Annotated in this window: 21 protein-coding genes; 14 read left to right on the top strand and 7 right to left on the bottom strand. The window is 72.0% G+C overall.

What is annotated here, in order from left to right:
• Positions 1-34: 34 nt before the first annotated feature.
• The 5 genes from B2363_RS15890 to B2363_RS15910 all read left to right on the top strand — a co-directional run bounded on the left by B2363_RS15890 (position 35) and on the right by B2363_RS15910 (position 12,716).
• Positions 35-1,252, top strand: coding sequence for an acetyl-CoA C-acetyltransferase (locus B2363_RS15890; RefSeq protein WP_286931422.1), 1,218 nt, complete (start codon positions 35-37; stop codon positions 1,250-1,252).
• A complete protein-coding gene (locus B2363_RS15895) occupies positions 1,249-2,004 on the top strand; it encodes an SDR family oxidoreductase (RefSeq protein WP_286931423.1) in 756 nt (251 codons plus the stop codon). Before B2363_RS15890 ends, B2363_RS15895 begins: the two co-directional genes overlap by 4 nt.
• 272 nt (positions 2,005-2,276) lie before the next feature.
• Positions 2,277-11,264, top strand: a complete 8,988-nt coding sequence (locus B2363_RS15900; protein WP_286931424.1) for a type I polyketide synthase — start codon at positions 2,277-2,279, stop codon at positions 11,262-11,264.
• Positions 11,255-11,668 (top strand): holo-ACP synthase, encoded by a 414-nt coding sequence (locus tag B2363_RS15905; protein ID WP_181752601.1) that lies wholly within the window; start codon positions 11,255-11,257, stop codon positions 11,666-11,668. Before B2363_RS15900 ends, B2363_RS15905 begins: the two co-directional genes overlap by 10 nt.
• Before the next feature lie 82 nt (positions 11,669-11,750).
• Positions 11,751-12,716 (top strand): NAD-dependent epimerase/dehydratase family protein, encoded by a 966-nt coding sequence (locus B2363_RS15910; protein WP_286931425.1) that lies wholly within the window; start codon positions 11,751-11,753, stop codon positions 12,714-12,716.
• A 6-nt stretch (positions 12,717-12,722) separates the two neighbouring features.
• On the opposite strand, the gene B2363_RS15915 is transcribed toward B2363_RS15910, so the two are convergent.
• From B2363_RS15915 to fabG, 3 genes are read right to left on the bottom strand one after another with little or no spacing between them, the layout of a single operon-like run.
• Entirely contained in the window at positions 12,723-13,346 is a 624-nt protein-coding gene (locus tag B2363_RS15915) for a TetR family transcriptional regulator (protein ID WP_181752597.1), read from the bottom strand.
• Between the two features lie 24 nt (positions 13,347-13,370).
• Positions 13,371-14,408, bottom strand: coding sequence for a phosphotransferase family protein (locus tag B2363_RS15920; protein WP_286931426.1), 1,038 nt, complete (start codon positions 14,406-14,408; stop codon positions 13,371-13,373).
• Between the two features lies 1 nt (position 14,409).
• A complete protein-coding gene (gene fabG / locus B2363_RS15925; protein ID WP_286931427.1) occupies positions 14,410-15,165 on the bottom strand; it encodes a 3-oxoacyl-ACP reductase FabG in 756 nt (251 codons plus the stop codon).
• A 130-nt stretch (positions 15,166-15,295) separates the two neighbouring features.
• On the opposite strand from fabG, the gene B2363_RS15930 reads away from it, so the two are divergent.
• The 3 genes from B2363_RS15930 to B2363_RS15940 are packed head-to-tail and all read left to right on the top strand — an operon-like array spanning position 15,296 to position 17,785.
• Entirely contained in the window at positions 15,296-16,804 is a 1,509-nt protein-coding gene (locus B2363_RS15930; RefSeq protein ID WP_286931428.1) for an acyl-CoA carboxylase subunit beta, read from the top strand.
• Positions 16,801-17,028, top strand: coding sequence for a biotin/lipoyl-binding carrier protein (locus B2363_RS15935; RefSeq protein ID WP_286931429.1), 228 nt, complete (start codon positions 16,801-16,803; stop codon positions 17,026-17,028). The genes B2363_RS15930 and B2363_RS15935 overlap by 4 nt, the downstream gene beginning before the upstream one ends.
• Before the next feature lie 55 nt (positions 17,029-17,083).
• Complete coding sequence (locus B2363_RS15940) at positions 17,084-17,785, top strand: thioesterase family protein (RefSeq protein ID WP_286931430.1); 702 nt, start codon at positions 17,084-17,086, stop codon at positions 17,783-17,785.
• On the opposite strand, the gene B2363_RS15945 is transcribed toward B2363_RS15940, so the two are convergent.
• Together B2363_RS15945 and B2363_RS15950 are read right to left on the bottom strand one after the other, a co-directional pair.
• A complete protein-coding gene (locus B2363_RS15945) occupies positions 17,786-18,178 on the bottom strand; it encodes a globin (protein WP_181752587.1) in 393 nt (130 codons plus the stop codon).
• A complete protein-coding gene (locus B2363_RS15950) occupies positions 18,175-19,077 on the bottom strand; it encodes a mechanosensitive ion channel family protein (protein WP_286931431.1) in 903 nt (300 codons plus the stop codon). Before B2363_RS15950 ends, B2363_RS15945 begins: the two co-directional genes overlap by 4 nt.
• A gap of 56 nt (positions 19,078-19,133) precedes the next feature.
• Between B2363_RS15950 and B2363_RS15955 the strand changes: the two genes are divergently transcribed.
• The 4 genes from B2363_RS15955 (at position 19,134) to B2363_RS15970 (ending at position 21,099) form a co-directional block, all read left to right on the top strand.
• Positions 19,134-19,454, top strand: coding sequence for a hypothetical protein (locus B2363_RS15955; RefSeq protein WP_286931432.1), 321 nt, complete (start codon positions 19,134-19,136; stop codon positions 19,452-19,454).
• A 3-nt stretch (positions 19,455-19,457) separates the two neighbouring features.
• Positions 19,458-19,667 (top strand): hypothetical protein, encoded by a 210-nt coding sequence (locus tag B2363_RS15960; RefSeq protein ID WP_286931433.1) that lies wholly within the window; start codon positions 19,458-19,460, stop codon positions 19,665-19,667.
• Between the two features lie 78 nt (positions 19,668-19,745).
• Positions 19,746-20,612, top strand: coding sequence for a hypothetical protein (locus B2363_RS15965; protein ID WP_286931435.1), 867 nt, complete (start codon positions 19,746-19,748; stop codon positions 20,610-20,612).
• A gap of 133 nt (positions 20,613-20,745) precedes the next feature.
• On the top strand, positions 20,746-21,099 hold the full coding sequence (locus B2363_RS15970; RefSeq protein WP_181752577.1) for a histone-like nucleoid-structuring protein Lsr2: 354 nt from the start codon (positions 20,746-20,748) through the stop codon (positions 21,097-21,099).
• Between the two features lie 10 nt (positions 21,100-21,109).
• Here the strand turns inward: B2363_RS15970 and B2363_RS15975 are convergent, their stop codons facing one another.
• A complete protein-coding gene (locus tag B2363_RS15975; RefSeq protein ID WP_286931437.1) occupies positions 21,110-22,135 on the bottom strand; it encodes an SGNH hydrolase domain-containing protein in 1,026 nt (341 codons plus the stop codon).
• A gap of 42 nt (positions 22,136-22,177) precedes the next feature.
• A complete protein-coding gene (locus tag B2363_RS15980; protein WP_286931440.1) occupies positions 22,178-22,789 on the bottom strand; it encodes a DUF2510 domain-containing protein in 612 nt (203 codons plus the stop codon).
• Positions 22,790-22,894: 105 nt separating this feature from the next.
• Here B2363_RS15980 and B2363_RS15985 point away from each other — a divergent pair, with 105 nt between their 5' ends.
• Both B2363_RS15985 and phoA read left to right on the top strand, forming a co-directional pair.
• On the top strand, positions 22,895-23,044 hold the full coding sequence (locus B2363_RS15985; protein WP_181752573.1) for a hypothetical protein: 150 nt from the start codon (positions 22,895-22,897) through the stop codon (positions 23,042-23,044).
• 77 nt (positions 23,045-23,121) lie between these two features.
• Entirely contained in the window at positions 23,122-24,531 is a 1,410-nt protein-coding gene (gene phoA, locus B2363_RS15990; RefSeq protein ID WP_286931443.1) for an alkaline phosphatase, read from the top strand.
• Positions 24,532-24,580: the final 49 nt, after the last annotated feature.

Consider the following 24,580-nt stretch of genomic DNA (forward strand, 5'->3'; position numbering starts at 1 on the left):
GCGGTTCGCCGCCGGCACACCGAAAGGCAACAACATGCCCGAAGCAGTCATCGTCTCCACCGCACGCTCGCCGATCGGCCGCGCGGGCAAGGGTTCGCTCAAGGACATGCGTCCTGACGACCTCACCGTCCAGATGATCGAGGCCGCGCTGGCGAAGGTGCCCGGCGTCGACCGCAAGGAGTTCACCGACCTGCACCTCGGCGTCGGCCAGCCGGCCGGCGAGGCCGGCCACAACCTGGCGCGCGCCGTGGCCGTGCTGTCGGGCATGGACCACCTGCCGGGCGTGACGGTCAACCGCTACTGCTCCTCCTCGCTGCAGACCACCCGGATGGCGTTCCACGCGATCAAGGCCGGCGAGGGCGACGCCTTCATCTCCGCGGGCGTGGAGACCGTGAGCCGGTTCGGCAACGGCTTCTCCGACATCCCGGGTACCGAGAACCCGCTGTTCGCCGACGCGATCGCCCGCACCGCCAAGCGTGCCGAGGGTGGCGCCGAGACGTGGGTCGACCCGCGCGGCAACAGCGAGCTGCCCGACCTCTACATCGCGATGGGCCAGACGGCCGAGAACGTCGCGCAGCACCTGGGCATGAGCCGCCAGGAGCAGGACGAGTTCGCCGTCCGCAGCCAGAACCTCACCGAGCAGCGCATCGAGGAGGGCTTCTGGGCCAAGGACATCACGCCCGTCACGCTGCCCGACGGCACGACCGTGAGCAAGGACGACGGCCCGCGCGCCGGCACCACGATGGAGGCCGTCTCCAGCCTCAAGCCGGTGTTCCGCCCCGACGGCACCGTCACCGCCGGCAACGCCTGCCCGCTCAACGACGGCGCCGCCGCCGTGGTGATCATGAGCGACACCCGCGCCAAGGAGCTGGGCCTGACCCCGCTCGCGCGCATCGTGTCGACCGCCGTCACCGGCCTGTCGCCCGAGATCATGGGCCTCGGCCCGGTCGAGGCGATCCCCGCCGCGCTGAAGCACGCCGGCATGGGCATCGACGACATCGACCTGTACGAGATCAACGAGGCCTTCGCGGTCCAGGCCTGGGGCTCGGCCCGCGAGCTCGGCATCCCGATGGACAAGCTCAACGTCAACGGCGGCGCCATCGCGGTCGGCCACCCGTTCGGCATGACCGGCGCGCGCATCACCTCCACGCTGATCAACTCGCTGCAGTGGCACGACAAGCAGTTCGGCGTCGAGTCCATGTGCGTCGGCGGCGGCATGGGCATGGCCATGGTGCTGGAGCGCCTCTCGTGACGGAAGGTCGTTTCGCCGGCAAGGTCGCGATCGTCACGGGCGCGTCGCGGGGCATCGGTCTCGGTGTCGCGCAGCGCCTCGTCGACGACGGCGCGAAGGTGGTCATCACGGCGCGCAAGACCGAGGCCCTCGAGGCTGCGGTGGCCGAGCTCGGCCCGGACAACGCCGCGTACGTGGCGGGTCCGGCCGACGACGCCGCCCACCAGGACGAGACGGTCGCGAAGGCCGTCGAGCACTTCGGCGGGTTGGACTTGCTGGTGAACAACACCGGGATCAACCCGACGTACGGCCCGATGATCGAGATGGACCTGAACGCGGGCCGCAAGATCTTCGAGGTCAACGTGCTGGCCGCGGTGTCGTGGGCGCAGAAGGCCTACAACGCCTCGCTCAAGGACAACGGCGGTGCGATCGTGAACATCGCGTCGGTCGCCGGTCTCAAGCCGGCCCCGATGATCGGCATGTACGGCGCGTCGAAGGCCGCGGTCATCCACATCACGAAGGAGCTCTCGCTCGAGCTGGCTCCCTCGGTGCGCGTGAACGCCGTGGCCCCGGCCGTCGTGAAGACCCGGTTCGCCGGTGCGCTGTACGAGGGACGCGAGGAGGAGGTCGCCTCGGCCTACCCGCTGAAGCGTCTCGGCGAGCCCGAGGACATCGCGGGCGTCACCACCTTCCTGCTCTCGCAGGACGCGGCCTGGATGACCGGCCAGTGCCTCACCGTCGACGGTGGGCTGCTGCTGACCGGCGGCGTCTGACCACTCACTGCGACGAAGGGCCCCGGGACCTCGGTCCCGGGGCCTTCGCCATTCTTCTGCTGAATCGTGCACAGAAGTCCCGTGAGATGACGAACTGGGGGAAAGGTTGTCCCCACATGTGAACAATCCTGTGTGCAACTATCAGTTACAACTTGAGCGGCGCCCCACCAGTCACACCTGCCACGACGCGCCGGCTCGGTGTGATCCAAAACATGAGGAAAACCTCAGTCCAAAGATGAGGAAAGCCTCACGTTTGTGTCACGATGGATGACATGACGACGCTCGACACCTCTGTGTTCCACGCCCCGACCTCCCGCGACCGCCGCACCGACAGCCTGCTCGACGACCTGCGCTCAGGCACGCCGTGGGCCCTGGTCTTCGGCGGACAGGGCGGGGACTGGCTCGGCCCGCTGGCCGACCTCGTCCGCGACTTCGCGCTGGACGCCGACGTCGCCGACCTCGTGCGCCGCTCGGACCGCATGCTGGCGCCCGTGGCCACCGAGCTCGCCCGCGCGGGCGTCGCCTTCGACCCCGTGGCGTGGGTGGACGTGCTCGCCGTCGGCGAGTCCGCCGAGGACGACGACGCCCCGGGCCTGCCTGCCGGTGCCGACGTCACGGCCCCGGCCGCCTCGGTCCCCGGCATCACCCTCGCGCAGCTCGCCGGTCTGCGCGCACTGACGCGCCAGGGTCTCGACGTCGCCGCCCACCCGCCCGTCGCCGTGGCCGGCCACTCGCAGGGCGTCCTGGTCGCCGAGGCGCTCGCCGGCGTCCCGGACGTCGAGGTGCTCGCGCTCGCCCGCCTGGTCGGTGCCGCCGCGCAGGTCGTCGGCCGTCGCCGCGGGCTGCTCGGACAGACGATGCTGGCCGTCTCGGGAGTCGTCCCCGAGCGCGTCGCCGCCATCGTCGAGGGCACCGGCGCCGTCTGCCACATCCGCAACGGGCGCCGCTCCGTGGTGCTGTCCGGTCCGTCCGCGGCCCTCGCCGCCGCCACCGCCCGCCTCGAGCAGGTGGCCGCCGACGAGAAGGACGAGCGTGAGCGCAAGGTCACCGGCGGTGCGCCGTTCGCCCCGGTGATCGAGCCGGTCGAGTCCGCCCTCGCGTTCCACCACCCCGACCTCGCCGAGACGGCCGACCTCGTGGCCGAGTGGGCGGTCCGCATCGGCATCGACGCCGAGCACGCCCGCCACGCGACGCAGCGCGCCATCATCGACCCGGTCGACTGGGTCGTCGACGTCACCGCCGCACTCGACGCCGGAGCCGAGTGGGTCCTCGACCTCGGGCCCGGCGACCTCGCCTCGCGCCTCACCGCCGCCGAGACCCGCTCGCGCGGCGTCGGCCTGGTGGCCCCCACGACGCGTCGTGGCCACCGCGAGCTGACGATCACCGGCGCCCGCCCCGCCGTCCCGGTCGCGTGGTCCACCTTCGCGCCGCGCCTCGTGACGCTGCCCGACGGCTCCACCTCGGTCGAGACCGCGTTCACGCGCGCCACCGGCAAGTCGCCGATCCTGCTCGCGGGCATGACGCCCACCACCGTAGACGCGCCGATCGTGGCCGCCGCGGCCAACGCCGGCTTCTGGTCCGAGCTCGCCGGTGGCGGCCAGGTGACCGAGGAGATCTTCGACGCCCGCATCGCCGAGCTGGACTCGCTGCTCGACGAGGGCGCGACCTACCAGTTCAACTCGCTCTTCCTCGATCCCTACCTGTGGCGCCTGCAGCTGGGCCAGAACCGTCTCGTCCAGCGTGCCCGCGCCGCCGGCGCCCCGATCGACGCCGTCATCGTGACGGCCGGCATCCCCGAGCTCGACGAGGCCGTCGCCCTCGTCGACGAGCTGACCGAGGCCGGCATCGAGCACGTCGTGTTCAAGCCCGGCACGGTGCGCCAGATCCGCGAGGTCCTCGCGATCGCCAAGAAGGTCGACCGCACCGTCATCGTGCAGGTCGAGGGAGGCCGCGCCGGTGGCCACCACTCGTGGGAGGACCTGGACGACCTGATCCTGGCCACCTACGGCGAGCTGCGCGCCCAGTCGAACGTCGTGCTGTGCGTCGGCGGCGGCATCGGCACCTCCGACGCCGCGGCCGCGTGGCTGACCGGCACGTGGGCCCAGCGCCACGGCTTCCCCGACATGCCCGTCGACGGCATCCTCGTCGGCACCGCCGCCATGGCGACGCTCGAGGCCACGACGGCCCCCGAGGTCAAGCAGATGCTCGTCGAGACCCGCGGCACCGGTGCCTGGGTCGGCGCCGGCACCGCCAAGAACGGCATGGCCTCCGGCCGCAGCCAGCTCGGCGCCGACATCCACGAGATCGACAACACCGCGTCGCGCACCGGCCGACTCCTCGACGAGGTCGCCGGCGACGCCGACGCGGTCGCCCGCCGCCGCGACGAGATCGTCGAGGCCCTCGACCGCACCGCCAAGCCGTACTTCGGCGACGTCGCCGCGATGACCTACGCCCGCTGGCTCGGCCGCTTCGTCGAGCTCTCCGGCACCGCCGCCGACGGCTCGGCCCAGTGGCTCGACGTGTCGCTGCGCGACCGGTTCCACGCCCTGGCGCAGCGCGCCGAGGCCCGCCTCGCCGAGCAGGACCGTGGCGAGATCGCGACGCTCTTCGCCGAGCCGACCGACGTCGAGGACGGCCCGGCCGCCCTCGACCGCCTGATCGCGGCGTACCCCGACGCCGCCGCCGTGACCCTGCACCCGGCGGACGAGGCGTTCTTCGTCGAGGTCTGCCGCCGGGCCGGCAAGCCCGTGAACTTCGTGCCGGTCGTCGACGCCGACGTGCGTCGCTGGTGGCGCTCGGACTCCCTGTGGCAGGCGCACGACCCGCGCTACGGCGCCGACGAGGTCTGCATCATCCCCGGCACGGCCAGCGTCGCGGGCATCACGCGCGTCGACGAGCCCGTCGCCGAGCTGCTGCAGCGCTTCGAGGACGCCGCGGTCGACGCCCTGCTCGCCTCGGGCCGCGCCCCGCAGCGCGTGCCGGCGCGTCGCCGTGAGGGCGACAGCCGCCTCGCCGCCCCGCTCGCCGTGGTCCTCGCCGCCCCCGACGTGGTCTGGGCGGGCCGCACCGTCACCAACCCCGTGCACCGCCTCGGTGCCGAGTGGGTGCTGACCGACACCGACTCCGCCGAGCAGGCCGCCACCGGCGCCCGTCTCGTCGCCTCGGGCGACTCCGCCGCCGACCTCACCGTGCCGCTCGGTCACGGCCGCGAGCTGACGCTGCGCATCGAGGTGCCGTCCGGCGCCGCGCGCGGCCACGCCCCGGTGGTCACCACCGACGCCGCCGTGTCCGCCATGGCCCAGATCGTCAGCGGTGCCGTCGCCGGCAGCCTTCCTGAGGTCTCCAACGGCGTCGCGCACCTCGACGTCGACTGGGACCCGGACCTGGCCGCCGACCACGCCGCCGTCAGCGCCGGGCCGCTCGTGCTCGGCCGCCACCGCGTGCCGGACGTGCTCGTCGGACTGGCCTGGCCCGCGGTCTTCGCCGTGATCGGCGACGCCCGGAACGCCGAGGGCGTCCCCGTCGTCGAGGGCATGCTCGACCTGGTCCACCTCGACCACGCGATCACCGCCCAGCCGCTGCCGACCGAGCGCGCCTCGCTCGGGATCCGCGCCGCCCTCAGTGGCGTGGAGGAGTCGCAGTACGGCCGCGTCGTCACCGTCGACGTCACGGTCGGCGACGTCGCCACGATGCGCGAGCGGTTCGCGATCCGCGGCCGCACGGGCGCCGCCTCGCTGGCCGACCCCGCTCGTGCGGGTGACGTCCTGGGCGACGACGAGGTCAAGGACACCCCGCGCCGGACCCGCGCCCGCGTGACCGTGACCGCCCCGTCCGACCTCGGCGCGTTCGCCTCGGTCACCGGCGACCACAACCCGATCCACACCAGCGTCGCCGCCGCCCGCCTGGCCGGGCTCGGCGCGCCCATCGTGCACGGCATGTGGACCTCCGCCGCCGCGCAGCACGCGGTCTCCGACGAGACCGGACGCCGCATCGCCGGCTGGACCACGCGCTTCATGGCCCCGGTCGCTCCGGGTGCCGAGGTGGAGGTCCGCGCCGACCGCGTGGGCCTGTCCCACGGCCGCGAGGTGCTGGACGTCACCGTGCGCGCCGAGGGCGAGATCGTCATGGCCGCCTCGGCCGTGCTGGACGCGCCCCGCACCGCCTACGCCTTCCCCGGCCAGGGCATCCAGAGCCCCGGCATGGGCATGGCCGGCTACCAGCGCTGCCCCGCCGCGCGCGAGGTCTGGGACCGTGCCGACAGGCACACCCGCTCCGCGCTCGGCTTCTCGATCCTGACGGTCGTCCGCGACAACCCGACCGATCTCACCGTCCGCGGCGTCACGCACCACCACCCCGACGGCGTGCTCTACCTGACGCAGTTCACCCAGGTCGCGATGGCCGTGCTGGGTGCCGCCCAGATGGCCGAGCTCCGTGAGGGCGGTGCCTTCGTGGACGGCGCGGTCCTGGCCGGCCACTCCGTCGGCGAGTACAACGCGCTCGCCGCGGTCTCGGGCGTCATCAGCCTCGAGGCCGTCGTCGAGGTCGTGTTCCAGCGCGGCTCGGTCATGCACACGCTCGTGCCCCGTGACGAGAAGGGCCGCAGCGACTACCGCCTAGCGGCGATCCGCCCCTCGCAGATCGGCCTGGCCGACGACGAGGTGAAGGACTACGTCGAGGGCCTCGGGGAGGCTTCGGGCGAGTTCCTGCAGATCGTCAACTACAACATGCGGGGCTCGCAGTACGCGATCGCCGGCACCGTCCGGGGCCTCGAGGTCCTGGAGAAGGACGTGGCCGAGCGCCGCGACCGGTTCGGCGGCAAGGCCGCGTTCATCCTCGTGCCCGGCATCGACGTGCCGTTCCACAGCCGCGTGCTGCACGGTGGCGTACCGGACTTCCGCCACAAGCTGCAGGACCTGCTGCCGCCCACGATCGACCCGTCGATCCTCGAGGGCCGCTACGTCCCCAACCTCGTGCCGAAGCCGTTCAGCCTGGACGAGGACTTCATCCGCGAGGTCGAGGAGTACGTCGGCACCACCGTCCCGCGGTCGGAGGACCCGGGCATGCTGTGCCGCGACCTGCTGATCGAGCTGCTGGCCTGGCAGTTCGCCAGCCCCGTGCGCTGGATCGAGACGCAGGACCTCATGTTCATCCCCGTCGAGGAGGGTGGCCTGGGCGTCGAGCGCTTCGTCGAGGTCGGCGTCGGCTCGGCCCCGACCGTGGCCAACCTGGCGTCCGGCACGCTGAAGCTGCCCGGCTACCCGAGCGTCGAGGTGCTGAACGTCGAGCGCGACGCCGCCGCCGTGTACGGGACCGACGAGGACCCGGCCCCGGTGGAGGACGAGGCCCCCGAGGCGACCGTCGAGGCCAGCGCGCCGCAGCAGGCCGCCGCCCCCGCGGCCGCTCCGGCCGGCGGACCCGCCACGCAGACGGCCGCCGACCTGCCCTTCTCGGCAGCCGATGCCACGAAGGTCCTCATCGCGTGGTGGACGAAGCTGCGCCTGGACCAGCTCGGTGCGGCCGACACGATCGAGTCGCTGACCGACGGCGCGTCCAGCCGCCGCAACCAGCTGCTGATCGACCTCGGCGGCGAGCTGTCGCTGGGCGCGATCGACGGCGCCGCGGAGGCGGACATCGTCACGCTGGGCGGTCAGGTCGACGCCCTCGCGCGCACCTACAAGCCGTTCGGCCCGGTCCTGGCCGAGGCCTTCGGCGACCACCTCAAGAAGGTGCTCGGCCCGACGGGTCGCAAGCAGTCGGCCGTCGCCGAGCGCGTCACGGGTGCGTGGCAGCTCGGCTCGGGCTGGGCCTCGCACGTCCTGGCCGAGCTGGCCATGGTGACCCGCGAGGGCCAGAGCGTCCGCGGCGGCGCGTTCGGCGAGGCGTCGATCGCCTCGGCGGGCGACGTCGACGCGGCCATCGACGCCGCGGTCCAGGCGGTCGCCTCGCGCCACGGCGTGACGGTGCAGATGCCGTCCGCGGGCGGTGGCGACGGCGCCACGATCGACGCGGAGGCGCTCGGCGAGTTCACGGCGGCCATCACCGGCCGCGACGGCGTGCTCGCCTCGGCGGCGCGACTCGTGCTGGAGCACCTCGACCTGGTCGACGTGCCCGCGACGGCCGAGCCCGACGAGCAGGCGGCCGCGGTCGTCGCGCGGGTCGAGGCCGAGCTGGGCACCGACTGGATCAAGGCCACCGAGGGCGTCTTCGACGCCGAGCACGCGGTCGTCCTGGACGACCGCTGGGCGTCGGCACGCGAGGACCTCGCACGCCTGGCGCACGGCGACGAGGTCGTCGGCTCCTTCACCGGGACCGGCGAGGTCGTGGCGAAGCAGGCCGAGCACTGGCTCGCCCGGACCGGCGACGAGCGGTTCGCCCGCATCGCCGGGGAAGCGCGCGACACGTCCGCCGGCACCTTCGCCGGCGAGGTCGCGGTCGTGACCGGTGCGGCCGACGGCTCGATCGCCGGCTCCGTCGTGGGCGAGCTGCTCGCGGGCGGTGCCACGGTCGTGGCCACCACGTCCTCGCTGGCGCCGAAGAAGCTGCGCTTCTTCAAGGACCTGTACCGGCGCAACGCCCGCGCCGGCGCGGTCCTGTGGGTCGTGCCCGCGAACCTGGCGTCGTTCGCCGACGTGGACGCGCTGGTCGAGTGGATCGGGGCCGAGCAGTCCCGCACCGCCGCCGGCGTCACGACGGTGTCGAAGCCCTCGCTGACCCCGACGCTGCTGGTGCCGTTCGCGGCCGGCCGGGTCATGGGCGACGCGACCGAGGCCGGCCCTCGCGCCGAGCTCGAGATGCGCATCCTGCTGTGGTCGGTCGAGCGGCTCGTCGGCGCCCTGTCGTCGTCGGTCACCGACCGCAACCTCGACGCCCGCCTGCACGTGCTGCTGCCGGGCTCGCCCAACCGCGGCATGTTCGGCGGCGACGGCGCGTACGGCGAGGCCAAGGCCGCGCTCGACGCCCTCGTCACCAAGTGGGGCTCGGAGAAGCGCTGGGCCGACAAGGTCACGCTGGCCCACGCCATCATCGGCTGGGTCCGCGGCACGGGCCTCATGGGCGCCAACGACCCGCTCGTCGAGGCCGTCGAGGCCGCCGGCGTGCGCACCTGGTCGCCCGACGAGATGGCCGCCGCGCTGCTCGAGGCCTGCACCCCGCAGGCCCGTCAGCAGGCGACCGAGGGTCCGCTGACCCTCGACCTCACGGGAGGCCTCGGCGAGGCCGACCTCGACATGAAGGCCCTCGGTGATCGAGTAGCACGCGAGCGCAGCGAGCGGCGTATCGAGATCACGGACGAGAACTCGACGATCCCGGCGCTCCCCGCGCCGCCGTCGCGCCTCGACCGCGTCGAGACGCCCGAGTGGGCCGGCGTCACCGCCCGTCCCGAGGACCTCGTGGTCATCGTGGGCGCCGGCGAGCTGGGCCCGTACGGCTCGTCGCGCACGCGCTTCGAGATGGAGGTCGAGGACCGCCTGTCCGCGGCCGGCGTGCTCGAGCTGGCGTGGTCCACCGGGCTGCTCAGCTGGGACGCGACCAACCGCGGCTGGTTCGACACCGAGTCCGGCGAGGTCGTCGCCGAGCACGAGATCGCCGACCGGTACGAGGACGCGGTCCGCGAGCGCATCGGCGTCCGCCGGTACGCCGACGACGGCGACATGGTCGACAACACCGCGCCGCTGCTGGCGTCGGTGTACCTCGACCAGGACCTGACCTTCACGGTCTCGGGGCAGGCGGAGGCGCAGGCGATGCGCGACGCCGACCCCGAGCACACGGTGATCAGCCAGGACGGCGAGGGCGAGTGGACGGTGACCCGCAAGGCGGGCACGCAGGTCCGCGTGCCGCGCAAGATGAAGCTGACCCGCACGGTGGGCGGCCAGATCCCGACGGGCTTCGACCCGACGGTCTGGGGCGTCCCGGCCGAGATGGTCGAGGCGGTCGACCGCGTGGCGCTGTGGAACCTCATCTGCACCGTGGACGCGTTCCTGTCCTCGGGCTTCACCCCGTCCGAGCTGATGCGCTGGACCCACCCGACCCTGGTGGCGAACACGCAGGGCACCGGCATGGGCGGCATGACGTCGATGCACTCGCTGTACATCGACACCCTGCTGGGCGAGGCGAAGCCGAACGACATCCTGCAGGAGGCGCTGCCGAACGTCATCGCCGCGCACGTGGTCCAGTCCTACGTGGGCAGCTACGGCGCGATGGTGCACCCGGTGGCCGCGTGCGCCACGACCGCGGTGTCGGTCGAGGAGGGCGTGGACAAGATCCGCCTCAACAAGGCCGAGTTCGTCGTGGCCGGCGGCTTCGACGACCTCTCGGTGGAGGGCATCGTGGGCTTCGGCGACATGTCGGCCACCGCGGACTCCGCGGCGATGGCCGCCAAGGGCCTCGAGGACCGCTACTTCAGCCGGGCCAACGACCGTCGCTACGGCGGGTTCGTCGAGTCGCAGGGCGGCGGCACGATCCTGCTGGCCCGCGGTGACCTGGCGGCGCGGATGGGCCTGCCGGTGCTCGGTGTCGTGGCCTACGCGGCCTCGTTCGCCGACGGCGTTCACACGTCGATCCCGGCGCCGGGCCTCGGTGCCCTGGCGGCAGGCCGTGGTGGACGCGAGTCGCAGCTGGCCCGCTCCCTCTCGGCCCTCGGCGTGGGCGCGGACGACATCGGCGTGCTGTCCAAGCACGACACGTCGACCGGCGTCAACGAGCGCAACGAGTCCGAGCTGCACGAGCGGCTGGCGGCGGCCCTGGGTCGCAGCGAGGGCAACCCGCTGTACGTCATGAGCCAGAAGGCGCTGACCGGTCACAGCAAGGGCGGCGCGGCCGCCTTCCAGCTGATCGGGCTGTGCCAGGTGCTGGAGGGCGGCGTCCTGCCGCCGAACCGGAGCCTGGACTGCGTCATGGACGACCTGGCCGAGCACGAGCACCTCGTGTGGCTGCGCGAGCCGCTGGCGACCGGGCCGCTCAAGGCGGGCCTGCTGACCAGCCTCGGCTTCGGTCACGTGGCCGGTCTGATCGCCGTGGTGCACTCGCAGGCGTTCGTGGAGTCGCTCCCCGCCGACGAGCGCGACGCGTACCTCGAGGCGGCGGAGCGTCGCCGGATCGACGGTCGCATGCGCCTCGTGGACGCCATGTACGGCGGCGACGCGCTTTACCGGCGTCCGGCCGACCGTCGCCTGGGCGACTCGGGCGTGCGCGAGCGCGAGGCGGCCCTGCTGCTCGACGCGAGCGGCCGCCTGGGCGAGGACGGGGTCTACGCGTGCCGGTGATCGGCACCGGGATCGACCTGGTGGACGTGCCCGGATTCGCCGAGCAGCATCGGCGACCGGGCACCCGCGCCGGCAGTGCCTTCACAGCTGCCGAGCGCCGCGACGCCCGGAGTTCTCCTTCTGGCTCCGGGCGTCGCACCCCCGATCAGGAGATGGCGTCCCTCGCCGCCCGCTGGGCGGTCAAGGAGGCGTTCATCAAGGCCTGGTCGGAGTCGCTGTGGGGGACCCCGCCGCCCCTCGGCGAGCACGTGCACGACCAGATCGAGGTCATCCGCGACGCGTGGGGCCGCCCCCGCATCCGCCTGCACGGTGACGTCGCGAAGCACCTCGAGGACGTCACGGTGCACGTCAGCCTCAGTCACGACGGTCCCGCCGCCATCGCGATGGTGACCCTCTCCGCCTGACCCGAGATCTTCCGCCCTCGGTGACTTGCGCCCTCCGCGAACACGGCTTCCCTCGAGGCGGTGGCGGCGGTTGGCTGGGGCGATGGAGCTCCTCGTCCTCGGCGGCACCGCCTTCCTCGGCCACGAGATCGCCCGGTCGGCGCTCACGCGGGGGCACCGCGTGACGTGTGCCGCGCGCGGGTCGGCCGAGCCGCCCGCCGGGGCCGCCTTCGTGCGGATCGACCGCGACGAGGACGACGGCCTCGCGCCTCTCACGGGCGGGCGGTGGGACGTCGTCATCGACGTCGCGCGGCATCCGGGCCACGTGAGACGCGCCGTGCGCGACCTGACCGCGGATCACCGGGTCTTCGTCTCCAGCGGCAACGCGTACGCCGACTTCTCCTCGCTCGAGCAGGCCGAGGACGCCGCCACCCTGGCGCCGCTCGCGGCCGACGCGATGTCCTCGGACGACGACTACGGCGCCGCCAAGGTGGCCTGCGAGCAGGCGGTGCTGGCCGCCGGGCCGGCCGCCGTGGTGAGGTCCGGGCTCATCGCCGGGCCGGGGGACTGGTCGGGCCGCAGCGGCTACTGGCCCTGGCGTTTCGCGCACCCTTTGGGCCCGGAGGTGGTGGTCCCGGACGACCTCCGTTTCCCGTGCGCCATGGTCGACGTCCGCGACCTCGCGGCCTGGATCGTCGGCCTCGCCGAGCGACGGGTCGAGGGAACGTTCAACGCCACCGGCCCCACGACCGACCTCCAGAGCGTGCTGCAGGTGGCCGCCCGGGTCGCGGCGTCGACGGCGCGACCACGGCCCGTGCCGATCGAGCGCCTGCGTGACTTGGGCGTCGGCGACTGGATGGGTCCGGCCACGCTGCCGCTGTGGATCGACGACCCCGAGTGGCGCGGCTTCGCCACGATGGACACCGGCCGCGCGCGGGCGCAGGGCCTGACGACGCGCCCCCTCGAGGAGACGCTGGCCGACGTCCTGGTCTGGGAGGAGACCCGCACCCAGCCCCGCCGCTGCGGCCTCACCGACGACGAGGAGCGCCGCGTCCTGGCCGCGCTCTGACGCGGCTCAGGTGGCTCCGGCCTCGGCGGCCAGCAGGTAGGTGCCGAGCAGGCGCTTGAGCTCGATGATGGCCTCGTCGTGCTCCTGCAGGTCGCGCACCGAGAAGTTGAGCATCGAGTACGACATGTGCACCAGGACCTCGGCCATGATCTTGCGCCGGTCGCGCGGGGTCCCCGGCGTGAGGGGCGCCAGCACGTGCGCCACCCGGGCGGCCAGCTGCTGCTCGGTGACCTCGGCCGTGGCGCGGGTGATCGGCGTGGACTGCACGGCGTACCAGACGGCGCTGCGGGAGGGATCGTTGATCCACAGCTGGCTCATGTGGTCGACGAGCCGGTCCAGCAGCACGAGCCAGTCGAGCGTGGGCAGCTCGGCGGCCAGCTTGTCGAGCTCGGACTGGATCGCCACGGCGTTCAGCCGGTCCAGCTCGCACACGATGACGTACTTGTTCGCGAAGAACTGGTAGAGGGTGCCGATGGGTAGTCCGGCGCGCTGCGCGACCTCCTCGCACGTGAACGACTCGAAGCCCACGTCGAGGAGCACGTCGCGCGACGCCTGGAGCAGGCTGTCGAACTTGACCTTGCTGCGCTCCTGCGTAGGGCGTCGGCGAGGTTCGAGGATCTGGGCGGCCATCACGCGCGCCAGACTACCCGTGAATTACTTGGAAGTAGCGTGAAGTCCGTGCTGGACGAGGGGATCGATCATGGCGCCGATCCCGTCGAAGCCCGAACCCACCGTCTGACCGGCCGCGTGGCGGAAGTAGATGCCCTCCAGGATGACCGCCAGCTTGAAGTACGCCAGCCCCAGGTGGAAGCCCAGCTCGCTGACGTCACGTCCCGATCGCGCGGCGTAGCGCTCGACGACCTCGTCGGGGGAGAGGTACCCGGGCGCCTGCGGCGCGTCGGTGACCTGACCGCTCGACGGCCCGGCGCTCAGGGCCAGGTGCTGGTACGCCAGCATGACGGCCACGTCGGTGAGCGGGTCGCCGAGCGTGCTCATCTCCCAGTCCAGGACGGTGGTGATGCGGTCGCCGTCCTCGGTGTCGACGAGCACGTTGTCGAGGCGGTAGTCGCCGTGCACGATCGTGCTCTCGCTCGTCGCGGGCACCGAGCTCGTCAGCCGCTCGGCCAGCTCGTCGATGCCCTCGATCTCGCGCGAGCGCGAGGAGTCCAGCTGCTTCTTCCAGCGGGCGACCTGGCGCGTGAGGTAGCCGTCGGGGCGACCGAAGTCGCCCAGGCCGACGGCCTCGTAGTCCACGGCGTGCAGGTCGGCGAGGGTGTCCACGAGGCGCTCGGTGACGGCGCGCGTGCGCTCCGCCCCGATGACCTCGAGGTCCTTGGCGCGCTGGAAGGCGGTGCCCGACATGCGCTCCATGACGTAGAACTTCGCGCCGATGACCGACTCGTCGGTGCACTCGGCGATCATGCGCGGCACGGGGACGGCGGTGCCGGCCAGCGCCGCCATCACGCGGTGCTCACGACCCATGTCGTGGGCGGTGGCCAGCACATGTCCCAGCGGCGGGCGGCGCACGATGACGTCGCGCTCGCCGTTGGTGACGGCGTACGTCAGGTTGGACTTGCCACCGGTGATGAGCGACGCGCTGAGCGCCCCCGGGATCTCCCCGGGGGCCTCAGCGTCGAGCCACGTGCGCAGGGCCTCGAGGTCGAGTCCCTGGACGACGTCAGGAGCGGTCACGTCAGTCCTTCGGTCCGCCGGCGACGTAGATGACCTGGCCGGAGACGAAGCCGGCACCCTCGCTGCACAGGAAGGCGGCGGTGTGCGCGATGTCCTCGGGCTGGCCGACGCGCTGCACGGGGATCTCCTTCGAGGCGTACTCGATGAAGTCGTCGAACGGCACGCCGATGCGCTCGGCCGTCGCGGCGGTCATGTCGGTCTGGATGAAGCCCGGGGCGATCGCGTTGGCGGTGACGCCGTACTTGCCCAGCTCGATCGCGAGGGTCTTGGTGAAGCCCTGCAGACCGGCCTTGGCGGCGGAGTAGTTGGCCTGGCCGCGGTTGCCCAGCGCCGAGGTGCTGGAGAGGTTCACGACGCGGCCGTACTTGGCCTCGGTCATGTGCTTCTGGACGGCCTTGGTCATGAGGAACGAGCCCTTGAGGTGCACGTCCATGACCAGGTCCCAGTCGTCGGTGGTCATCTTGAACAGCAGGTTGTCGCGGATCACGCCGGCGTTGTTGACCAGCACGGTCGGCGCGCCGAGCTCGTCGGCGACCTTCGACACGGCCGCCTCGACGGCGTCGGCGTCGGCGACGTTGGCGCCGACGGCGAGGGCCTGGCCGCCGGCCGCGACGATCTCGTCGACGACGGTCTGGCAGGCGGACTCGTCGAGGTCGAGGACGGCGACCTTGAAGCCGTCGGCGGCGAATCGCTTGGCGATTCCGGCGCCGATGCCACGGGCGGCTCCGGTGATGATGGCGGTACGGGGTTCGGACACGTGCGGTCTCCTTGGGTGTCTAAGCGCTTGCTTAGTCACCGTATCGCACCCGCCTCAGGTGCGAAAGGTCACATCGAAAACACCGTGGATGAATATGAGGGAATCCTCACGTTTCGGCTATAGTCGAGGAATGCCTCATGTTTCTGACGACCGGCTGACGACGCAGACGACCACCGCGGGAGCGGTCCCGCGCGCGGGACTGGAGTCCCGTCGACGGGAGCGGTTCGCTCGCGTCGAGCCGCGCGGCGCCCGGGTGCACACCGCCCGCGAGCGCGCCGAGCTGCTCATGGACGAAGGCACCTTCGTCGAGCTCGCCCCGCTCCGCGCGGCCACCCCCGGCGCGGGCAGCGGCGTCATCACCGGCTGGGGCCTGGTGGACGGCCGTCCCGTCGTCGTGGCCTGCCACGACGCCGCCATCGCCTCCGGCGCGATCGGTGCGGTCATGGCCGAGGCCATCTGCCGCGCCCAGCGCTTCGCGATCGAGCGCGGCTTCCCGATCGTCTACGTCAACGACTCCGGCGGAGCCCGGGTGCCCGACGGCATCCTCGCCCTGCACGGCTGCGGCGAGATCTTCGCGCTCAACGTGGAGGCACAGCAGCGCATCCCGCAGATCTCGGTGATCCTCGGCCCGTGCGCCGGCGCCGCGGCCTACTCGCCCGCGCTGACGGACTGGACCATCATGGTCAAGGGTCACGGCCACATGTTCCTGACCGGCCCCGACATCGTGCGCGCCGCCACCGGCGAGGACGCCACGGCCGACGAGATCGGCGGCTCCGGCATGCACACCCGCACGAGCGGCGTGGCGCACCTCGAGGTCGAGACCGAGCTCGACGCGCTGCAGTCGGTCCGCCACCTGCTGTCGTACCTGCCCTCGAACGCCGACGGCGTGCTGCCCGTGACCGCCCCCGTGCCGGTCAACCAGACCGCCGCCGAGGCGCTGCCCGAGGTCGTGCCCGAGAAGGCCAGCGTCATCTTCGACATGCACCAGGTCATCGACGGCGTGCTCGACAACGGCGCCCGCCTCGAGCTCTCGCCCGAGTACGCCGGCAGCGCCCTGACGCTGTTCGGCCGCGTGGAGGGGCGCCCCGTGGGCGTCGTCGCCAACCAGCCCGCCGTCCGCGGCGGCATCCTCGACTCCAAGAACTCGGTCAAGATCGCCCGCTTCGTGGAGTTCTGCGGCCGCTTCGGCATCCCGATCATCACCCTCGTCGACGTGCCCGGCTTCCTGCCCGGCACGGTCGAGGAGGGCCGCGGCATCATCACGCAGGGCGCCAAGGTGCTCAAGGCGTACGTCGAGGCCAAGAAGTCGATGCGCCTGACCGTGGTGGTCCGCAAGGCCTACGGCGGTGCCTACATCGCGATGGGCTCCACCTCGCTGGGCGCCGACCACGCGTGGGCCTGGTCCAACGCCGAGATCGCCGTGATGGGCCCCGGCGGAGCCGTGGGCCTGCTGCACCGTCGCGCGCTGGCCGCCGCCGAGGACCCCGCCGCGCTGCGCGACGAGCTCGCCGCGGAGTACCGCGAGAACGTCGCCCGCCCCTACGTGGCGGCCGAGGCCGGGATCATCGAGGACGTCATCCACCCCGAGGAGACGCGCGACCGCCTCGTCGCCTCGCTGCGTCTGCTGGAGCACCGATGATCGACGCGAAGGCCGAGATCGTCGGCAACGTGTGGAAGATCCTCGCTCGCGAGGGCGACCAGGTGGGTCCCGGCGACCCGCTGGTCATCCTCGAGTCGATGAAGATGGAAATTCCCGTCATCTCACCTGTCCATGGTCATGTCGCCGGCATTCTCGTGGCCGAGGGCCAGATCGTCCAGGAGGGCGACTCGGTCGTCGAGATCGACGACACCCTCGGCGCGTGACGGTTCTCGGTCACCACGGCCCGGCCGCGCGGACGCCGCGTGGCAGGATGCCGGAGTGACCGAGTACCGCCACGAGATCCCGATGCGCTGGGCCGACCTGGACTCGTTGAACCACGTCAACAACGTCGTGTACCTCAAGTACGCGGAGAACGCGCGGGCCGCGATCCCGCGCCTGCCCGAGGGCCCGATCGGCGAGATGTCCATCCAGTTCAAGCGCCCGTTGCTGCTGGGCCGGCGTCCCGTCGTGGTCACCAGCAGCATCGAGGAGAACCGGGTCCTGCAGTCGATCGGCCTGGCCGACTCGGACGCCGTGTTCGCCACCGTCGAGGTCACCTACGGCGGCCTGGCCGCCGGGGGGCCGCTCCACGAGGCGGCCCAGCCGGGGGCGATCGCGCTGCGTCACACCGACCTCGACGCCACCGGCGTCGTCAACGAGGCGCAGGTGTTCGAGCTCTTCCAGGAGACGCGCGTCCCGTTCATCAACGGCGTGCTGACGCGGGCCACCCCCGGCAACTTCGTCGTCGCGAGCGTGGAGGCGCGCTACCACCGCCCCATCACGCCGCAGGACCGGCTCGAGTCCACGGCGCGGGTCGGGCGGGTCGGCAACGCGTCCTTCACCATCGAGGCCCAGCTGGGCGCCGACGGGCAGGCGTTCGCCTCGTCCCTCGCGGTGCTGGTGGGCTTCGACGCCGCCACGCAGTCCTCGCGGACGTTCACCGACGCCGAGCGCGAGACGCTCGCCGCGGCGATGGGCTGATCAGCTCGGCGAGTTGATCATGAAGTTCGCGGCGTGCTGCGCGTACGCCCAGAACTGGGCGTCGTGCTCGGGGTCGAGCTTCGCCGCGTCGAGGCCCTCGCGGAAGTGCTTGAGCCAGCGGTCGCGCCCGTCCTCGGTGACGGCGTAGGGCGCGTGCCGCATCCGCAGACGCGGGTGACCGCGGCGCTGCGAGTACTCCGTCGGGCCGCCCCAGTACTGCTCGAGGAACATCGTCAGGCGCTCGGCCGCGGGCCCGAGGTCCTCCTCGGGGTACATCGGCCGGAGCACCTCGTCCTGCGCGACGCCCTGGTAGAAGACGTCGACGATCAGCTCGATCGTCGCGCGTCCGCCGATCGCCTCGTAGAACGTCTCCTGCTGCGGCTGTTCGGTCATGCGGTGCCTCCCGAGGGCGGAAGTGTGGTGGAGGGGATGCGGACGCCGGCTTCGTCGAACCGGCGCAGCACGCGGCTGCGCAGGGCGCGGCCGACGTCGGCCTGGTGCAGGGGAGCGGTCTTGAGCACGGTGCGCACGACGGCGCCGTCCTTGTCGAAGCGCTCGACGCCCCACACCTCGGGCTCCTCGATGATGACGGCCGAGAGCGTGGAGTCGGTGGCGAGCGCGTGGGCCTCCTCGCGCAGGATCCGCTGGACCAGCTCGAGGTCGGAGTCGTAGGCGACGGTCACGTCGAGCACGGTGCGCGCCCACTCCTGGCTGTGGTTGCCGACGCGCAGGATCTCGCCGTTGCGGACGTACCAGACGGTGCCGTTGACGTCGCGCAGCCGCGTGACGCGCAGGCCGACGGCCTCGACGGTGCCGACGGCCTCGCCGACGTCGACGGCGTCGCCCACGCCGTACTGGTCCTCGAGGATCATGAAGATCCCCGAGAGGAAGTCCTTCACGAGGGTCTGGGCACCGAAGCCCAGCGCGACGCCGGCCACTCCGGCACCGGTCAGCAGCGGGGCGATCGGCAGCCCGAAGACGCCGAGCACCATGACGAACGCGATGCTCCAGATGACGCCCGAAGCGATGCTGCGCAGCAGCGATCCCATCGTCTCGGCGCGCTGGCGGCGGCGCTCGCTCGAGCCGTTGCGCAGGTCAGCGAGGAACACACCGGCCTTGGACTGGGCGAGGATCCCCGGGACCGCTCCCTTCGCGGCGCGCCCCGTGAGGCGGTTGATGAACCGGTGGGCGAGCCAGCGCAGCACGATCGCGATGAGCACGATGAGCAGGGCCCGTCCGGGCACGTCCAGCAGCCAGCCGGCGAGGTCCTCCGGCGTCCATGTCCAATCCACCCCTCAACCCTACGGGTGAGGGTTCACGCCCAGATGCCGGTGGATACGATGGACCCATGAGCCCCGCCCGAGTGATCACCGCCGTCACCGCCGCCCTGCTCGCCGTCGTCGCTGCCGCGACCCCGGCCTCGGCCAGCACCGCCCCCGAGTCCTGGCCCGTGGACGAGGCGGCCCTGTCCACCATCGAGTGGATCGGCCTGTTCATCGGCGGCACGGCGCTCGTCTACGTCGTCATCTGGGTCCTCGCCGCCGCGGTCAACGCCAAGAGCACGCACTTCGTCCCGGAGATCCCGCCCGCGACCCCCAAGGCGGATCACGACATCGAGGCCACGCAGCGCATGCCGCTGCCCGCCGCCGAGGGCACCCCGAAGCACTGATCCATGGTTGAGGACGCCCGGAACCGGTTCGCCGAGGACGTCTTCACCCACCGCGTGACGAAGGACGGCAAGGTCCTCGTCTCGTGGCAGGGCCGCACGGTCACCACGGTGTCCGGCCAGGCCGCCGAGCGGCTCATCTCGCGCCTCGAAGCCGCTGACCGCCGCGAGGTGCAGCACCTCCTCGCCCGCGCCACGGGCCATTTCAAGCACTAGCCGCCCTCGCGCTTGTCAGTCGCCCGCTCCGGGTCGCATGCTGGAGCGACAGGTGGAACTGCCACGGTCGGGGGCGACATGGCGAGGCGGCGCAGGAGTCGGTCGGGCCGAGCACCGTCGCGCTCCGACGAGGAGGCCGGATCCTCGCTCGGCCTCACGCGCCGGGTGAAGGTGATCGCGGCCGGGCTCGCCTCGATCGTCGCCGCGTGGGCGGTGTCCTACTTCGGTCCCGGGATCTGGTCGCAGGCCCAGGAGGTCGCCGGCCGCGATCCGCTGCAGGTCACCGTGTTGCAGTCCGACGAGTTCGACTCGATGGTCGAGGCCGACCACCGCGGCGAGCACGTCTGGCCCCCCGAAGCCCCGGAGGTGAAGACGCACGCGGCGGCCCACATCGCGGCGCGCGGCGGTGAGGCGGCGATGGAGGCGGTCGGCGCGCCAGTCGTCTATGACGCGGCCACCACGCTGTTCCGCCTCCAGCTGCGCGCAGCCACCGACGAGCCGGTGACCATCCACCAGTTCGCGGTGAAGATGCAGGACCGACAGCCGCCGCTCGCCGGCTACTGGTTCACCGGGGACAAGGGTGGGGCGGCTGACGTCTCCTACCTCGCGGTGTCGCTCGACGACGAGAAGGTCGTCTGGCTCGATCCCGTGACGGGCCGGGAGAGCCAGCCGAAGTCGCTCGAGGTGACCCGGTCGGACCTGGAGTTCGTCGACGTGCTCGCGCGGGCCACCGCGTGTGCGTGCTCGTGGAGGCTCGAGCTCACCTACAGCACGGCGGACGGAGAGCGTGGCCGCATCGAGGTCGCGCCGGGCCCGGGCGAGGACGACGTCTTCCGCACCACCGGGCTCGATGCCGCCGCGGTGGTGCACCTGCCGTACGGCTGCACGCCGCCGGCGGGATCGCCCGACCTCTGCGAGGGCCTGCCGCAGAGCGAATCGGGATGACTTCTTTCGCTTTTCCGAATCCTTGCCTTTGTTTAGTCCGCAAAGAAGAAGGGTGATCTCGCTAAGGTGAATTGATGACGAGTGGGCGATATTCGCCTTTCGTCGAAGAATTCATGCCGAAAAGGGAGAAATCATGGCGCAGCGCGTGATCACCATTCTTTCCAGCGACATCTCGGGCGAGGAGATCCAGGACGGCAAGGGAGAGACCGTCTCGTTCGCCCTCGATGGCACCAGCTATGAGATCGACCTGACGAAGAAGGAGGCCGATGCCCTCCGCGCCTCGCTCGAGACCTACGTCAAGGCCGCGCGCAAGGCACCGTCGCGCGGTACCTCCGCGCGCCGCAGCGGCAGCGCCGGATCCGGATCGGGTCGCAGCCCGGAGGAGCTCGCCCACGTGCGGACGTGGGCGAAGGAGAACGGCTACGAGGTGAGTGAGCGCGGCCGGATCAAGAAGGAGGTCCTGGACGCCTTCGACGCCGCGCCGTGATCGTCGGGGCTCAGCGGATGATCCGCATGGCGCGGAACTTGCCGGTCAGGACGGGCGCGAGCGTCTCGGCATAGGTCACCGTGATGTGCGTGTGGTCGCGGTACACGTTGGCGCCGCCGATCACCGCGGGGCAGAAGCCCTTCTTGCAGAAGCGGGGCCGCAGGTCGAGGGCCGTGGCGCCGCGGGTCTTCTTCGCGGTCAGCAGGAACGGGTCGCGCGAGAGGCCCGCCTTCGTCGAGACGCCGCACTTCCTCGCGCCGCGGATGGCGCCGTACTTCACGAGGCACTTCTGCGGCTCGCCCTTGAGGCGCGGGTTGTCGCTGATGGCCACGATCCGCACGCCCTTGCGGATCACCGGCCGCCAGAGCGCGCGCATCTTGATGACCTGCGACTTCGCGCTGCCCGACACCTGACGCGCGTACCCGGTCGTCACGACCACGTCGGTGCGCGGCGCCTGCTTCAGCAGCCAGCGCTGGAGGTTCTTGCGGTAGAGGGTGCACGGCCGGACGCGGGACTTGTCGGGGTGGTTCACCCGCGACGTCGTCCAGGAGCACGAGCCGCGCACCTGCACCTCCAGCGAGATGCGCCCGGCCCGGGCCATCTCGACGAAGGCGGGCATGATCGCGCGGGCATGGGAGTCGCCCACGAGGATCACGTGCGGACGGCCGGCGGCCCGGGTGCCGAAGGTGCAGCCCCGGTTGAGGCGGATCTGCTGGACGCCGCTCTGGTAGCACTGCTTGCCGGGGTACTGGGCCGTCTCGCGCTTGGCGATGCCCGGGCGCTGGATCAGCTTGCCCTTGAGCGCGGGGTTGTGGCACCGCCTCTTGGCCATCGACGCGGCACCGAAGCAGCGGGGCCGCGCAGTGGCAGCGGCCTGGACGACCTGCGGAGCGACGACCGCGCTGGCGAGCGGGGCCACGGCTGCGGGCTTCCTCGCTGGCTCGTGGGTCGGTGCGGAGGCTGAGACCAGCACGCCGGCGCCCACCACGGACGCCGCGACCAGCGCGATCCTCGTTCGGAGGTGCCCCCACACCATGACTCCACGATCACCCCGATCGCGCGCCGTGGCAAGTGGGGATCAGTCGCTGCTGTCCAGCTTCCAGCGGCCGTCCTCGCGGATGAACGTGTAGGTCTCGGAGCTGGAGAAGTCGTCGTAGTCATCGACGTCGTCAGCGCCGGTCTCCTCGACCACGAGAATCCCGATCGGCCCGAACCGCAGGCCCCACATCGGGTCTCCCTCGCGAGAGACCGGGGGACGGGCGGCCAGGGAGGCGCACGTGAACGGCTCGTCGTACAGGTCGTCGCGGAAGCTCTGCGTCGTGACGGCCACGAGTGCCGCACAGTCCTGGCTCGCCTCCGCCCGGGTGAAGTCGGCGTACGTGCGCTCGAGGGGCTCGGAGTCGAATGCGCCCGAGCTCCACAGCGCGATCGCCGGCAGGGCGCCGACGAGGGCGGCCACCACGAACACGATCGGCAGGATCCAGACCAGCTTCGAGCGCTTCACGGGGACGAGGTCCTCGGTTCGCACCTGGGCGCGCGGCTGGACCGCGGGCCGCGCCGGGGACTGGGGCGCCGCGGGCCGGCTCAGGGGAGCGGTGTGCTGCGTCCACTCCGATCCGTCGAACCAGCGCAGCTGGCCATGCCCGTCGTCGTACCAACCGGGCGGGGTGATCGGCCTGGGAGCGTCCATGGCCACCATCATGCCCCCCGGCGGGCCCGCGGCCGACGACCGATGTCCGTGCGTTCGTCGATCCTCGTTGGCGAGGGGTTCACCTGCGTCGGTTGCGCTGGAGACATGAACCGATACACGTGGCAGCAGATCCGGCGCACCGCGCTCGTGCTCTCGTGCGCGGCGTACTTCACGACCCTCGCGGTCATCGGGCAGGTCGCCGACGGCGACCCGGCCCCCGAGCTCCCCACCCGCCTCGTGGAGGCCGCGCGCTAGGCGGCGTGCCCGAAGTGGACCGCCCGACTTCGGCCGCGGTTCACCCGGGCGTCACCCGGCCACGGTGGGCTGACGGCATGAACCTACGCACCAGCACCCGCAGCGTGGTCGTCCTCGGCACCGCCTCACTGCTCCTCGGGGGAGCAGTGGTCGGCTCCGTGGCCACCGCCGAGCGCGACCTCAGCCGCCACGGCGGCGCCGCCCGCCTCTCGGGCGACCAGACCAAGGCCGTCAAGAAGGCCATCGACGGAAGTCGCCCCGAGAACGTCATCCTCATCATCGGTGACGGGATGGGCGACTCCGAGATCACGAGCGCGCGCAACTACGTCCACGGCGCGGCGGGCACGTTCCCCGGCCTGGACCGCCTCCCACTGACGGGCCAGTACACGACGTACTCGCTCACGAAGGAGGGCAAGCCGGACTACGTCCCCGACTCCGCGGCCACCGGCTCGGCCTGGGCCACCGGCACGAAGACCTACGACAACGCGGTCAGCGTCGACATCGCCGGGAAGCCGCAGAAGACGCTGCTCGAACTGGCGAAGCGGGCCGGTTACAAGACCGGCAACGTCTCCACGGCCGAGATCCAGGACGCGACGCCGGCCGTGCAGGTCGCGCACGTGACGGCCCGCAGCTGCTACGGACCCACGGCGACCACGAAGACCTGTCCCACGAACGCCAAGGAGAACGGCGGCGCCGGCAGCATCACGGAGCAGCTCCTCGACACGCGTCCCGACGTCACCCTCGGCGGTGGCGCGGCCACGTTCGCCGAGACCGCGACGGCCGGTCGCTGGCAGGGCAGGACACTGCGCGAGCAGGCGCAGCAGCGGGGCTACCGCCTCGTCGACGACCTCGCGTCGCTGTCGAAGGTGAAGAGGGCCGACCAGGACCAGCCGCTGCTGGGCCTGTTCGCACCGGGCAACTTCCCGGTGCGCTGGACCGGTCCCGCGGCCACCGCCGACGGTGGGAAGAAGACGCCCGTCGCGTGCACCGAGAACCCGGCCCGCACCGACTCCCTGCCCGGCCTGGCCGACCTGACGAAGAAGTCGATCGAGCTGCTGGACCAGCGGAGCCGCAAGGGCTTCTTCCTCCAGGTCGAGGGAGCCAGCATCGACAAGCGGAACCACTCCTCGGACGCCTGCGGCCAGATCGGCGAGACGCTCGACCTCGACGAGTCCGTGAAGGTCGCGCTCGACTACGCGAAGAAGGACAAGAACACGACGGTCATCGTGACCGCCGACCACGCGCACACCAGCCAGATCGTCGAGGCGGGGTCGGTCACCCCCGGCGCCACGGTGAACCTGCTGACGCAGGACGGCCAGCCGATGACGATCAACTACGCCACCAGCGCCGCGGCCGGCTCGCAGCAGCACACCGGCTCGCAACTGCGGATCGCGGCGTACGGGCCGCGGGCCGCGAACGTCGTGGGTCTGACCGACCAGACGGACGTCTTCTTCACCATCCGCGATGCGTTGCGGCTGGGGAAGTAGCCCGGCGGATGACCGACAACGGCGGGCCGTCTCCCTCGAGACGGCCCGC

It is taken from the genome of Aeromicrobium sp. UBA7512 (assembly GCF_002476985.1).
In the GTDB taxonomy this organism is placed as follows: Bacteria; Actinomycetota; Actinomycetes; order Propionibacteriales; family Nocardioidaceae; genus Aeromicrobium; species Aeromicrobium phoceense.